Genomic DNA, 14,689 nt, shown 5'->3' with positions numbered 1-14,689 from the left:
ATTAAAATCAAAGACTTATGAGAAAGTGAGACTTTGCACACTTATTAACAAATACAACCAAACACATATAAATATAAAATCCTCAAAAATAATAAAAGCCAAATCAGAGCTAAATCACCCTCATTTATCACACAATAAACCAGCGTTTTTTATCTATTGAGAGTGGATAATTTCATTAGAATTCTACTTAAATTAATCAATATAGAAGAGGCATATCCAGTTCAAACGATGGTAGATTCAAAATATACAAAAATGAAAAATCATGGATGACGCATAATTATTTGGGGGTCGAGAGTGTCTAAAAACGAATATCGAGCGTAATATTATTTTTATTATGATGGTAAAGAGAACGACCGCTAGGCGTATACAAGAAGGAACTGGCTTAAGAAGGAGTTAAGCGAGGATGAACCAAAACAGTGCCACACATGGTGCAACACGCTTTCTAAAAACAAAAAAGCATGCACTTGGCATACCTTTTTGATTGGTTCAAATGAAGTTGAAAACCGTGTTTAGCTTGCAGTGGCTAAACGGTGGTTAGCGTCTTGCAAGTGAGCGGCTGACATTGTACGAGCTTTTTCACTGTCGCCAGCCATAATCGCTTCATAGATTCTACGGTGTTCATTGATACATGTGCTGCCCTCTTCAGAAGAGTGCACGATGAAGTTAACGAACATGGTAGTCAGAATATTGCCGAATGGCAGGTAGAAATCGTTACCTGTCGCATTAAAGATCAAGCTATGGAAACGAATATCGATGTCTGTCCAACGTTCTTGGTCAAACACTTCTGCGTCATCCACTTCAACCATCTTCTGGAAGATCTCTGAAAGCTCGATACGTTGCTCAGCAGTCGCAAATTTTGCAGCTAATGCACACGCTTCAGGTTCAATCGCACGGCGAAGGCCTAAAAACTGAGAACAGAATTGGTCTATGTCGGTTAGACCATCCATCCATTCAATCAGTTGAGGATCAAGAAAGTTCCAGTATGCGCGATCTACTACACGAGTACCGATTTTCGGGCGGGACTCTAACAGACCTTTAGAAGTCAGTAGTTTAACGGCTTCACGAAGTGCCGTTCGGCTGATACCAAACTGTTCACACAACGCCATTTCACCAGGAATAATAGAACCTTGTGGCAGTTCACCAGACAAGATTCCACGAGCGATTTCACGCGCTACTTGCACGTGCAGGCTGCGCTTCGAGCCCGAGATTGAATTAAAAGTGCTAACCATAAGTTCACTTATTTTATATGTTATGTTTATGTATTATTTAAGGATCACTATAACAGGATTTCAACCTAGCGCCAATTGAGTAAATTAGCAACGAGTCGCGTTCTATTAATTTACTCAATGAATCAAACACTTATAAAGCATCTAACTCCACACAGCTAGAAACATTATGTTACACCATTCATAAATCCGTCATCAAAACGCATCGGTTCTGTCATCCTCGATTTCTATACTCCCTTCCCAAAAAATCACTCAATTGGACTGAAATAATGAAACCGACAAAAACAAATCTCACGCTTAAGAGCGCTATTACTGCTGCGCTGATTTTTTCTGGTTCTGCATTAGCAATGGATACACGATACGAAGACCGCTCTGGTAACTTGGTCGCCGATGTACCTCAAGATGAATCACAATGGGTGGATCCAAACACGCTAATTTTTGCTTACACGCCAGTTGAAGATCCAGCAGTATACGCTGATGTGTGGAGCGAGTTTTTGAGCCACCTTGAAAAAACAACGGAAAAAACGGTTCGTTTCTTCCCTGTTCAAAATAACGCAGCTCAAATTGAAGCAATGCGTTCAGGTCGTCTGCATATCGCAGGTTTCAACACAGGTTCAACGCCACTAGCAGTTAACTGTGCTGGCTTTGCTCCATTCACCATGATGGCGGCTGAAGATGGCTCTTTCGGTTACGAAATGGAAATCATCACGCACCCAGGTTCAGGCATCGAAAAGGTTGAAGACCTAAAAGGCAAAAACCTAGCATTCACATCGCAAACGTCAAACTCTGGTTTCAAAGCCCCTTCTGCGATTCTGGATGCTGAATACCAGCTTCAACCTGAACGTGATTTCAAACCGGCTTTCTCTGGCGCGCACGACAACTCTATTTTGGGTGTGGCACACAAAGATTATGACGCAGCAGCCGTCGCTAACTCAGTATTGAACCGTATGCTTTCACGTGAAGTCGTGAAAGAAGGTCAAATCAAGAGCATCTACAAGTCACAAACCTTCCCAACAACAGCTTACGGCACAGCGCACAACCTAACACCAGAGCTTCAAGAGAAGATTCAAAAAGCGTTCTTCACTTTCGACTGGGAAGGCACAAAGCTTCAAGAAGAATTTGAGCGTAACGGTGAAGCGAAGTTCGTTCCGATCACTTACCAAGAGCACTGGGAAGTGATCCGCACTATCGATACAGCCAATAAAGTCTCTTACACGTGTAGCTAAGTTCAACCGAACTAAAAAGCCAATCACACACCGATAAAACTAACTGCAGGTGTAATCGCCTGCAGTTATTCACCACTCTTTCCGGTTTACTTTCCATGCCTGTCTCAGGCGAACTCTTAGTACACCGCTCTTATAGAAATTCTATGTCTACTCTTACCCTTAAAGGGCTTACCAAGCACTACTCCAGTTCTGATAAAGCCCTTACCAACGTTAGCTTGTCGGTCAATGCCGGTGAAGTGGTTGGTTTAATTGGTCCATCTGGTGCGGGTAAATCAACGCTTATCCGTTGTATTAATCGGCTCACCGAGCCCACCAGCGGCGAAGTGATCTTTTCCAATACCAATCTAGAAACGCTGTCTAAGCGACAACTGAGACAATCACGCCGTGAAATCGGGATGATTTTCCAAGAGTACGCGCTGATTGAGCGTTTAACGGTGATGGAAAACGTACTTTCAGGGCGTTTGGGTTACGTGAACTTCTGGCAGAGCTTTACTCGTCGTTTCCCTGAATCGGATATCCAAGCCGCTTATGCGCTAATCGACCGTGTTGGGTTGTTAGAACACGCCAATAAAAGGGCCGATGCTCTATCGGGTGGTCAGCGTCAACGTGTTGGTATTGCACGTGCACTTGCTCAGAAACCGAAATTACTGTTGATTGATGAACCAACGGCCGCACTTGATCCACGTACAGCGCGCCAAATCATGCGACTGATCAGTGAGATTTGTTCAGAGCAACAGCTCCCTGCCATCATCAATATTCACGATGTTCAATTAGCAAAGCAGTTTGTTGACCGTGTGGTCGGATTAAATGCAGGTTGTGTCGTATTTGATGACAAACCAAACCTGCTCACTGAAGATGTTTTAACGCAAATCTACGGTGAAGAAGACTGGAGTCAACAAGCAGAAGAAGAGGCCGATGACCTCATCATCACGAGCCCTCGCCTGTCTGAGGCAACAATATGACTCAACCATATCCAAATCAAGCTCATCAGCATTTAAAGTCAGCACAACAACATTTAAAGTCAGGAAAACTGAATTCCAAACAATACCCGACACAGTGGACAAAGCCTCCACTGATTTCTAGCCCATGGCTACGCTGGAGCTTAATCATCATTGTCGCGGTTTACTTGTACTTTGCGACTCAATCGGTACACGTCAACTGGACTCGAATTTACGAAGGCAGCGAACGCGGCTGGCAGTTCATTTTGGCTTTCATGAACCCAGATTTTGGTGGCCGATGGAACAACATCTCACAAGGTTTGATTGAAAGTTTAACCATGACCCTGACATCGACCGTGGCGGGTGTCCTTCTTTCAATCCCATTCGGATTAGGCGCAGCGAAAAACCTTGCCCCTACGCCTGTTTACCTATTCTGTCGTGCGTTTATTTCGGTTGCTCGTAGCTTACAAGAAATCATCGTTGCGATTCTGTGTGTCGCTCTATTTGGCTTTGGTACGTTTGCGGGTTTTGTCACGCTCACCTTCGCGACCATCGGCTTTCTCGCAAAACTGTTTGCCGATGAAATTGAAGCCATTGACCCAGCACCACTCACCGCAATGCGTGCAACGGGCGCGAGTTGGTTACAACAGGTGAATTACGCAATTCAAGCACAGGTGATGCCGCGCTTCATCGGACTTTCTATGTACCGACTCGACATCAACTTTCGTGAGTCAGCCGTGATTGGCATTGTTGGCGCAGGTGGTATCGGCGCAACGTTAAACACAGCAATGGACCGTTACGAATACAGCGCAGCAGCCGCTATTCTATTGATTATTATCGTGATTGTGATGTTGTGTGAATACCTATCAACCATCATCCGTAAGCATGTGCAGTAAGGAACGACCAATGAGCACGCTAAATGAAACACCGACAAGCGCCATCAATCGTACCCAATGGCAGCGTTACGACAGTAAACAGAGCCTCATCCTTTGGCTGGGCTGGCTTTGCTTTGTTGCTTTGACAGTATTCGCATGGCAAGTCATGAACAAAGATACGATTTGGTACTTTGTGACTGACTCACCCAACCAATTTGCTGATATCTCTTCACGTATGTGGCCACCAAGATGGAGCTACTTAGAGTCTCTTTGGAGTCCGTTGTGGGACACCATTAACATCGCGACACTTGGCACACTGTTAGGGATCGTACTCGCGTTTCCAGTAGCGTTCTTAGCTGCACGTAATACAACGCCAAGCATGACGTTTATCAGACCTATCGCGCTGTTCATCATCGCGGCAAGTCGTTCAATTAACTCGTTAATTTGGGCATTGTTATTGGTAGCAATCATCGGCCCAGGCTTGTTGGCCGGTATCATTGCGATAGCGCTACGTTCAATTGGTTTTGTGGCGAAGTTAATGTATCAAGCGATTGAAGAAGTGAATGCAACACAGATGTCTGCAATCCAATCGACTGGAGCTTCTCCGCTGCAGGTATTGAACTACGGTATTCTTCCGCAAGTGATGCCAAGTTTCATCGGCACGAGCTTGTTCCGCTGGGATATCAATATTCGTGAGTCTACCGTCTTAGGTTTGGTGGGCGCTGGCGGTATCGGCTTAAAACTGCAAGAGTCGATGGCAATGCTGGCATGGCCTCAAGTGACTGTCATTTTCTGTGCGATTCTAGTGACGGTCATCTTCTCTGAATGGGTGGCAGCCAAAGCAAGAAAAGCCCTTATCTAAATACTAAAAACAACGTCAAATAGACGGTTAGCTAAGATCAAAGCCTACTCACTGAGTAGGCTTTTCGTTTGTTGAAACGTTCTATTCTGTTTCCTACACGCATAAAAAAACCGAGCAACTCGCAATGAGTTACTCGGTTTGACTTATTCCCGATGTATTCAGTCGTTGTTGGTATCAACGAACGATTTGCAATCACGACTGAACTCAATGTGATGCTTCGTTCCCGCAAAGCACCACATCAATACATGCCATCGTTAAACGGCATGTATGTTAATCATTTACAGTTGAGCAAATGATCCTTCCCACGAGTATGTCTCACCCGCGAACTCAACAGCGTGAGTTGCTTGCTGCGTGTCTTCAGCTTGGTTTGAAATACCGTAGTGGTAAGTGTTACCAGAAGTAGTCTGAATGCGAACAACAGTCCCGACACTGTTATGGCCCACAACAGATACTGATTTAACCAGACCACGAGCGCCTACAGAGGCTTCGATAGACTCGTTAAAGTAACCATGCGTTTCTAGTACAGAAGCAAACACGTGGTTTTGACCAGACTGACGTAAGATAAGCGCAGGCTCACTCTTAAGGTTGAAGTCTGGATCGTTAGCACCAGTGCGAGCAAAAATCACTTCGCTGCCCGCATTCGCGCTGGTTACTAGGCTGTAGTAACTGCTGTCATGTAGCCAGCTTACTAGAGAGCCCTCTTCGTTCACTTTGCCTGAAGCAACGTTCCATAAGTGCTGGTAACCGTTGTCTTCACCTAGCGGCTTCAGCGTGCTTTCGATGTTGTAGTCGAAGTCAGTACGGATGATTTGACCCGAGTGGTGAACGGGTAGGTCGTACTGGTGTTCAGCGTCAGCTTCGATGCGGTATACATCTATAACTAGTGGCTTCTCGAACTCAGGAAGTTCAGCAAGAATCACGCTGCGTTGCATGTCTACGCCAGTGTAGTACTCAGAAATTGTGCCGCTCATACCTTGTAGCGACTGGTCGTCTGCTACGAAGAAGTGCTTCTGACCAAACTTAGACTCAGCCAATGCTGTGTTGAAGTTGTTCTGCGTTTTCTGATCAACCGTTACTGTGTTGTGAGCAACCGTCTGCTTACAGTAAGACTTGTTCTCCGGGATGTAACGACCGCCAAACTTAGGCTCAACGTTTACCCAACGACCGAAGCCGTAATCGTGCAGCACTTCGTGGCCACGGTTGAATACGCTTAGGTGCAAGCCATCGTAGTGACCATGGTCTAGCGCAGAATGGTACTGGTGGTCTGAACCGTGCTGACCAAACCAGATCAACGCCATTGTGTCGTCGTCTTGCACATCACGGTGACGAAGGATGCTTACGCCGCCTTTTTCGCCTTCAGGCCCGTCTGTTACAAACAGGCTACCCCAGTTGAATGGTTTGATGTCGTCTGCTGCATCAACCGCATCAGACAGTGTTTTACCAGAAGCATGAACCCAAACATTTTTTTGGTGATCAGCCATACCAAGCAGAGTTTCAGTCTGCTCGTAACGGTGGTAACACACAGACGTCGCCATGATAACCCCTTCATCGTTGATAGAAATCGTCTTCGATGAATCGTTCAGAGCAGGCAATGTGCCGTCTGGGAATGCAGTTTTGAATACTGAGTAAGACGTTGTCTTGATCACTGAATCGTTAAATTCGTAAATACCGATTTCTGGCTGACGACGTTCAATCGCTTCTGCGAACAGGTAGATTGGACGCAGAGAGAAACGGTGATAGTAAGGACCTTCCATGTAGTAGCCGTCTGGCGAAAACAGTTGGTCAAGTTGCGCTAAGAAACCGCCGCTTACTTTGTCTAGTTTCAGGCCGTAAAGCGCTTTGTCTACAGACTCTTGATCGTTGATTGCGTAACCACAGATACCTACCGCTGCCACTGCCCATAAGCCGTGGTTGTGTACGATATCGAAGTCGTGTGCGTAAGTCACAACGAACATTTCGATCATTGGCTTAAGAAGATCGTCTTCGATCAGACGCTTTTGCTCTTCAGAGATGGTGTGGTAAATACAACTGTACGCACAAGAAGCGTAAAGCATCCACATATTCTCGTTCAACGTTTGGTGGAACAGCTTACCCGGAGGGTTAGAGTCACGGCTCACGTTGCTTTCAAGTGTTGGGTATACCGTCGCGTACGCTGTTAGCATATCAACGATGTAATCACGGTACTTAGTTTCCTCAGTGATAAGGAACAAACGGCCCGCTAGATCCATATGGATGTAGTTTTGCTTGTGACGGTTGTGCTCGTAACCGCCGCCTTCACCGTGACCAGGTACTTCAATGCCAACTTCCGCCATGTAAGCGTCAGTTTGTTTAACGTCGCGAGTCAGTGCGTTACCTAAAAGGCTATCCTTGCCAAGTTCTTTACGAAGCTCTGCTGCTTCATCAAAGTTAAGTAAAAGTGGTTGATAGCTCATTATTATTTCCCCTGCTCTGCTCTGCTTGCTAATTCTGGGTTTAAAGTTGTTTCTACTGAGTAGAAGCCTGTCCAGCTGTATACTTTGCCGTTCAGCTCTACTTTGTGTTCAGTGCTGTCAGTCGCGCCAAGTTGGTTGCTGATCATCACTGTCACGTTTGATTTCTCTGTGGTGATCTCAACTACCGAACCGATATTGGTGTGAGCCACTACTTTGATGTCTTTCACAACACCACGTGCATTAACTGATTGCTCGAATTCTTCGTTGAAGTAACCGTGCGTTTCAACAACAGAAGCAAACAGTGTTGTTTCACCTTTGCTGCGTAGAATGAACGCAGGCTCAGAACGTAAGTTGAAGCTTGGGTCGTTAGCGCCAGTGCGAGTAAAGATAACTTCAGCATTGTCGTTAGACGTTGCACCTAGCCACGTGTAGTAGGTGTTGTTCTGTAGCCAGCTTACCAGTGCTGTGCCCTTCACTTCACCGCTTGCCACGTTCCATAGGTGTTGGTAACCGAAGTCTTCACCTAGCGTGTTCAGCTCTTTGTTTGCTTGGTATTCAAAGCTAGTGCGAACAATCTGACCTTGATATTGGTGTGAGTAGTCGTACTGATGCTCACCTTCACCGCCCTTCTCAGAATCTAAACGGTAAAGATCTAATAGTAGCGGAGATTCTAATTCTTCAAGGTTTAGCATGAACACGCTGCGTTGCATGTCAAAACCTTCGTAATGATCGTTAGCAAATGCGCTCATGCCATTGATTTGCTCGTCTTCTACTTTGAAGAAGTGTGGCAAGCCGTGTACTGCATCTGCACGTTCAACGTCAAAGTTGTTCTGACATTTTTCATCAATCGTTACTGCGTTATGTGCAATTGTTTGACGAGCGTAAGATTTGTTTTCGTCTAGGTAACGGCCGCCGAATTTAGGCTCAACGTTCACCCAACGACAGAAACCGTATTCACGCAGTACTTCTTGACCACGGTTGAAGAAAGAAATACCCAGCGTATCAAAGTTACCGTGACCCATGCCGTGTTGGCCGTAGTTCATAACAAGTTGAGAAACGTCGCCTTTCTTATCCTGCATACGGATAAAGCCTTGCGCGCCGTTGTGACCTTGAGGGCCTTCGTTCAATTCAACACTTGGCCAGAAAGGCATGCCGATTTCTTTCTCAGCAGACGCTGCTTCGTAGGCTTTAGATAGCTCAAGACCACATGGATGCATCCAAACTGCGTCTTGAATCTTCGCCATACCAAGAATGTTTTGGTCTACGCCGTTTTCAGAAGAGTAATGCTTGCTGTAAACACTTACTGCAACCTGAACACCCATGTCTGTAATACCCATAGTACGAGAAGCATCATTCAGAGCCGGGAACTCACCGTTCGGGTAAGCCGTCGCCAGCATCGCTTGTACTGTGTTACCAATCACGCCGCCTTTGTAGTTGTAGATATCCACTTCAGGCATATGACGGTGAATCACTTCAGCGAACACACACGTTGGACGAATCGCATAACGGTGGTAGTAAGGACCTTCCATGTAGTAGCCAGACGGTGCAAACAGCTGAGAAACTTGCGCTAGGAAACCGCCAGTATCATTACGATCAATGCCGTACACTGACATTTCAAGGTACTCACGCTTACCTAAAGCAAGACCACAAATACCGACAGCCGCTACTGCCCAAATACCGTGATTGTGAATTCGGTCGAAGTCGTGTGCGTATTTAACCGTGAACATTTCTAGCATTGGTTCAAAAATGCGAGACGCAATGTTGTCGCGTTGTTCTTGTGTCAGAGTTGAAGCAACACAAGAGTAAGCTAAGCTTGAGAACATTAACCAGCAGTGTTCGTTCAGGATTTGGTGGAACAAACGACCTGTAGGGTTAGTGTTTTTCTGTACGTGGTAATCAAACGTTAGGTATTTATCTGCGTACTCTTCTAGTAATTCTGTAACAAAGTCAGCGTACTTTTGCTCTTTAGTGATCAAGAACATGCGACCAGCTAGATTCATGTACGTGTAATTTTGCTTATGGCGGTTATGTTCGTAACCACCAGCCTCACCATGACCTGGGACATCAATAGGTAAACGCATGAATGCTTCTAGATCTTTCGCGTTCGCTGCAATGGTTTTGCCCATTAAGCTAGAACGGCCCACTTCAAGATGAAGCTGCTCGATTTCTGCTTCAGTCAACAATACTGGTTTAGTCGTCATATTCTTTGTCACCCTCAATAAAGAGTTTATCTGCTTAAACTTTGATTAAATTTTCAAACTTCATATAAAGTAATACAATATGAGCTTTAATTATACCTATTCGTCGCTAAATGATGAGTAGAGTCACACAATTAGCCATAAGCCATTGATGTAGCTGACTAATGGTAAATATTGGCCATTTATTAAGTTGTTGATTTATTTACGCTATATAAAGTATCGCTTGATCGATATCACACAAATTTAGATATATTGTATTACAATTGAACTCATTCCCTTATGATGGATGCAAGTTAAGTAACACTTAAAAGATTTAAACAGATTAGGAGATACACAATGAACTCTTTCTTTATCCTAGATGAAAACCCATGGGAAGAACTTGGTGGCGGCATTAAGCGTAAAATCGTTGCTTACACTGACGATCTAATGGCAGTACACCTATGTTTTGATAAGGGCGCGATTGGCCACCCTCATACTCACGAAATCCATGACCAAATCGGTTACGTAGTTCGTGGCAGCTTCGAAGCTGAGATTGAAGGCGAAAAGAAAGTCCTTAAAGAAGGCGATGCTTACTTCGCTCGTAAACACATGATGCACGGTGCAGTTGCACTAGAGCAAGACAGCATCCTTCTTGATATCTTCAACCCTGCGCGTGAAGATTTCCTAAAATAATAAACAGCGCAACCTCAGTTGCTAAGGTAAGCATATGAAATCATTAAACATCGCGGTCATTGGCGAGTGCATGGTTGAGCTACAAAAGAAACAAGACGGGCTTAAGCAAAGTTTCGGTGGCGACACACTAAATACTGCACTTTACTTGTCTCGCTTAACAAAAGAGCAAGATATCAACACGAGCTACGTAACAGCACTAGGCACTGACCCATTCAGTACCGACATGTTAGAAAAGTGGCAAGCGGAAGGTATCGACACTAGCTTAATTGCTCAGCTTGATCACAAACAACCAGGGCTTTACTACATCGAGACCGATGAAACTGGTGAACGCAGTTTCCACTACTGGCGTAATGATGCTGCAGCAAAATTCATGTTTGACCAGGAAGACACACCTGCTCTACTTGACAAGTTATTCTCTTTTGATGCGGTTTACCTAAGCGGTATTACGCTTGCTATCTTGACAGAGAATGGACGCACGCAGCTATTCAACTTCTTAGACAAATTTAAAGCGCAAGGCGGCCAAGTATTCTTCGACAATAACTTCCGTCCAAAACTTTGGGAAAGTCAACAAGAAGCGATTTCTTGGTACTTGAAGATGCTTAAGTACACTGACACGGCTCTACTGACGTTCGATGACGAGCAAGAGTTGTACGGCGACGAAAGCATTGAACAGTGTATTGCACGTACGTCTGAATCTGGTGTGAAAGAGATCATCATTAAACGTGGTGCTAAAGACTGCCTAGTAGTTGAAAGCCAAAGCGCTCAGTACGTTGCTCCAAACCCAGTAGACAACATTGTTGATACTACAGCGGCTGGCGACTCGTTCAGCGCGGGCTTCCTAGCTAAGCGCTTAAGCGGTGGCAATGCACGTGATGCAGCGTTAGCAGGTCATATTGTGGCAGGGACTGTGATTCAGCATCCAGGTGCTATCATTCCTCTAGAAGCGACGCCTGATCTGTCTCTATAATTACGCACTTTAACTATTAATCAAGGGTTTGCTTAGTTGAAAGCAAGCCCACATTTAACGTGAGAAAGAATTCATGACGACATTAAATGAACAACTAGCAAACCTAAAAGTAATTCCTGTAATCGCTATCAACCGTGCTGAAGACGCTATCCCTCTAGGTAAAGCACTTGTTGAAAACGGCATGCCATGTGCAGAAATCACGCTACGTACAGAATGTGCAATCGAAGCGATTCGCATCATGCGTAAAGAATTCCCAGACATGTTAATTGGTTCAGGTACTGTACTGACTAACGAGCAAGTTGACGCATCTATCGAAGCTGGCGTTGATTTCATCGTAAGCCCAGGTTTCAACCCGCGCACTGTTCAATACTGTATCGATAAAGGCGTTGCAATCGTACCGGGTGTTAACAACCCAAGCCTAGTGGAACAAGCAATGGAAATGGGCCTTCGCACGTTGAAGTTCTTCCCTGCTGAGCCTTCTGGCGGTACTGGCATGCTTAAAGCACTAACAGCGGTTTACCCTGTTAAATTTATGCCTACTGGTGGTGTAAGCTTGAAGAATGTAGATGAATACCTATCGATCCCTTCTGTACTTGCGTGTGGCGGTACTTGGATGGTTCCAACTAACCTTATCGACGAAGGTAAGTGGGAAGAACTAGGCAAGCTGGTTCGTGACGCAGTTGATCACGTTAACGCTTAATCTGTTTTAGATTGAGTGATGAAGCCTCACCTCGGTGGGGCTTTTTGTTATCTGTCATTTATTGCGCTGACTAACCGTAAACACGCTCAATCAACGTTTTGTTTCCCCTATACCCTATCGCCTATCCAGTTTCTTATCCAGCCCCTTACCCAGCAATGGTCCTTTTCGATACGTCATCAAGCATCTCTCATGGCATGCACTGAAGACCACAATAGACAAAGTGCACCGCAAAATGTGTCCCGTCATCGAGTTTAACGCCCACTCAGCGACAAAAATTCCAAATACGCACCTCTATGGCACAAAAAACAAACAAATAGCATAGAAAGGCTTCATAGCCGCAGATAAACAGAAAATAGCGAAGTGAAAACAATGAGCTACACTTGAAATCTCAATACAAAAATTTTCAGTATAGAGCTCTAAATTAACGTGAATGTCGTCGCACAACACATCTATTTGTAGCACATTTGTTACGGTTATAATTAAAATCTTATAGATACGGCAAAGTAAGCGCTTTTGTTTATATTGTAATACATATAAACATTTAACCCTCAATTTATTTTAGATCTCAAACAAAATACACTCACATTTAAATTCAATTAAAACAAATACTTATATAACCACGTGTTAGAGTCCGAAAAATCAATGCGACCTAGATCATACTAAAGACATATTGTAGTACAAATAAACCTTGGGACGCGTTAATCTAAGCCCAGTTAATTATGATATTTAAAAGGCTGAAAAGATGACTATTGATACTTTTGTTGTTCTCGCCTACTTCTTCTTTTTAATCGCGATTGGTTGGATGTTCCGTAAGTTCACCACCTCTACAAGTGATTACTTCAGAGGGGGCGGCAAAATGTTGTGGTGGATGGTTGGTGCAACTGCCTTCATGACACAATTTTCAGCATGGACGTTTACAGGTGCCGCAGGACGCGCATTCAATGACGGTTTCGTTATTGTAATCCTATTCTTAGCCAATGCTTTTGGCTACTTCATGAACTATATGTACTTCGCTCCAAAGTTCCGCCAACTTCGTGTGGTAACGGCGATCGAAGCTATTCGTCAGCGCTTTGGTAAAACGTCTGAACAGTTCTTCACATGGGCAGGTATGCCGGACAGCCTTATCTCTGCAGGTATCTGGCTAAACGGTCTAGCTATCTTTGTAGCAGCGGTATTCAACATCCCAATGGAAGCTACCATTGTGGTAACGGGTATGGTTCTAGTATTGATGGCAGTAACCGGCGGCTCTTGGGCGGTTGTTGCTTCTGACTTCATGCAAATGCTTGTAATCATGGCCGTGACAATCACTTGTGCGGTAGCAGCTTACTTCCACGGTGGCGGCTTAACTAACATTGTTGCTAACTTCGACGGCGACTTCATGTTAGGTAACAACCTAAACTACATGAGCATCTTCATCCTTTGGGTTGTATTCATCTTCGTGAAGCAGTTCGGTGTAATGAACAACAGCATCAACGCATACCGTTACCTATGTGCAAAAGACAGTGAAAACGCACGTAAAGCGGCAGGCCTAGCATGTATCCTTATGGTTGTTGGTCCACTAATTTGGTTCCTACCACCTTGGTACGTTAGTGCATTCATGCCTGAGTTCGCTGAGCAATACACATCAATGGGCGACAAAGCCGGTGATGCTGCTTACCTAGCATTCGTACAAAACGTAATGCCAGCAGGTATGGTTGGTCTTCTTATGTCAGCAATGTTCGCTGCAACGATGTCTTCTATGGATTCAGGTTTGAACCGTAACGCTGGTATCTTTGTAATGAACTTCTACAGCCCGATTCTTCGTAAAAATGCGACTCAGAAAGAGCTGGTTATTGTAAGTAAGATAACGACTATCATGATGGGTATTTTCATCATTGCGATTGGTCTATTCATTAACTCTCTGCGTCACTTAAGCTTGTTCGATATCGTAATGAACGTAGGTGCGTTGATTGGCTTCCCAATGCTTATCCCTGTCCTACTAGGTATGTGGATTCGTAAGACACCTGACTGGGCTGGTTGGTCTACTCTAGTGGTTGGTGGTTTCGTTTCTTACATCTTCGGTATCTCTCTGCAAGCAGAAGACATCGAGAACCTATTTGGTCTAGAAACAGCGCTTACAGGCCGTGAATGGAGCGACTTGAAAGTAGGTCTTAGCTTAGCTGCTCACGTAGTGTTCACAGGTGGTTACTTCATCATGACTTCTCGCTTCTACAAAGGCCTATCGCCAGAGCGTGAGAAAGAAGTTGACCAACTATTCACTAACTGGAACACGCCGCTTGTAGCGGAAGGTGAAGAGCAACAAAACCTAGATACTAAACAGCGTTCAATGCTTGGTAAGCTTATCAGCACAGCAGGTTTCGGTATCCTAGCAATGGCTCTGATTCCAAACGAACCAACAGGACGCTTGTTGTTCCTACTATGTGGTTCAATGGTACTAACCGTTGGTATCCTATTGGTTAACGCATCTAAAGCTCCGGCTAAGATGAACAACGAGTCAGTTGCTAAATAGCTAAATAAGCAGCTAACAAGTTAAACCAAAATGAAGCCCATGTTATTCGATAACATGGGCTTTTTGTTTGTCTTCGGTTTATCA

11 protein-coding genes are annotated in these 14,689 nt (G+C 44.7%); 8 read left to right on the top strand and 3 right to left on the bottom strand.

All coding sequences use genetic code 11. From position 1 onward, the window contains the following. Window positions 1-509 precede the first annotated feature (509 nt). Window positions 510-1,229, bottom strand: coding sequence for a FadR/GntR family transcriptional regulator (locus AB4133_RS11730; RefSeq protein ID WP_017061478.1), 720 nt, complete (start codon window positions 1,227-1,229; stop codon window positions 510-512). A gap of 266 nt (window positions 1,230-1,495) precedes the next feature. Between AB4133_RS11730 and phnD the strand changes: the two genes are divergently transcribed. From phnD to phnE (AB4133_RS11710), 4 genes are all read left to right on the top strand, one after another. Beyond that, the gene (phnD, locus tag AB4133_RS11725) at window positions 1,496-2,452 is read left to right on the top strand and encodes a phosphate/phosphite/phosphonate ABC transporter substrate-binding protein (protein WP_061021537.1); all 957 of its coding nucleotides are present in this window, start codon (window positions 1,496-1,498) and stop codon (window positions 2,450-2,452) included. Window positions 2,453-2,595: 143 nt separating this feature from the next. Then, entirely contained in the window at window positions 2,596-3,414 is an 819-nt protein-coding gene (phnC, locus tag AB4133_RS11720; protein WP_372123529.1) for a phosphonate ABC transporter ATP-binding protein, read from the top strand. Continuing rightward, a complete protein-coding gene (gene phnE, locus AB4133_RS11715; RefSeq protein WP_372123527.1) occupies window positions 3,411-4,286 on the top strand; it encodes a phosphonate ABC transporter, permease protein PhnE in 876 nt (291 codons plus the stop codon). The genes phnC and phnE (AB4133_RS11715) overlap by 4 nt, the downstream gene beginning before the upstream one ends. Window positions 4,287-4,296: 10 nt before the next feature. Beyond that, window positions 4,297-5,127, top strand: coding sequence for a phosphonate ABC transporter, permease protein PhnE (gene phnE / locus AB4133_RS11710; RefSeq protein ID WP_372224534.1), 831 nt, complete (start codon window positions 4,297-4,299; stop codon window positions 5,125-5,127). A 278-nt stretch (window positions 5,128-5,405) separates the two neighbouring features. Here the strand turns inward: phnE (AB4133_RS11710) and AB4133_RS11705 are convergent, their stop codons facing one another. Beyond that, window positions 5,406-7,559 carry a heparinase II/III family protein gene (locus AB4133_RS11705; RefSeq protein WP_372224532.1) on the bottom strand — a complete coding sequence of 718 codons (2,154 nt, stop codon included), beginning with the start codon at window positions 7,557-7,559 and terminating at the stop codon, window positions 5,406-5,408. A gap of 2 nt (window positions 7,560-7,561) precedes the next feature. Further along, the gene (locus AB4133_RS11700; RefSeq protein ID WP_372224530.1) at window positions 7,562-9,760 is read right to left on the bottom strand and encodes a heparinase II/III family protein; all 2,199 of its coding nucleotides are present in this window, start codon (window positions 9,758-9,760) and stop codon (window positions 7,562-7,564) included. Window positions 9,761-10,093: 333 nt separating this feature from the next. Here AB4133_RS11700 and AB4133_RS11695 point away from each other — a divergent pair, with 333 nt between their 5' ends. From AB4133_RS11695 to AB4133_RS11680, 4 genes are all read left to right on the top strand, one after another. Further along, window positions 10,094-10,429: a cupin domain-containing protein gene (locus AB4133_RS11695; RefSeq protein WP_009846518.1), complete on the top strand. Its 336-nt coding sequence runs from the start codon at window positions 10,094-10,096 to the stop codon at window positions 10,427-10,429. Window positions 10,430-10,463: 34 nt separating this feature from the next. Then, the gene (locus AB4133_RS11690; protein ID WP_017061485.1) at window positions 10,464-11,396 is read left to right on the top strand and encodes a sugar kinase; all 933 of its coding nucleotides are present in this window, start codon (window positions 10,464-10,466) and stop codon (window positions 11,394-11,396) included. Between the two features lie 73 nt (window positions 11,397-11,469). Next, on the top strand, window positions 11,470-12,096 hold the full coding sequence (locus tag AB4133_RS11685) for a bifunctional 4-hydroxy-2-oxoglutarate aldolase/2-dehydro-3-deoxy-phosphogluconate aldolase (protein ID WP_017061486.1): 627 nt from the start codon (window positions 11,470-11,472) through the stop codon (window positions 12,094-12,096). Window positions 12,097-12,838: 742 nt separating this feature from the next. Beyond that, on the top strand, window positions 12,839-14,605 hold the full coding sequence (locus AB4133_RS11680) for a sodium:solute symporter family protein (protein WP_017061487.1): 1,767 nt from the start codon (window positions 12,839-12,841) through the stop codon (window positions 14,603-14,605). The last annotated feature ends 84 nt before the right edge of the window (window positions 14,606-14,689 follow it).

Origin of the sequence: Vibrio sp. 10N.286.52.F8, from assembly GCF_041468745.1 — a bacterium.
Lineage (GTDB): Bacteria > Pseudomonadota > Gammaproteobacteria > Enterobacterales > Vibrionaceae > Vibrio > Vibrio crassostreae_C.
Note: the sequence above shows the minus strand (reverse complement) of the source record. Positions and strands in the feature narration are given on the sequence as shown.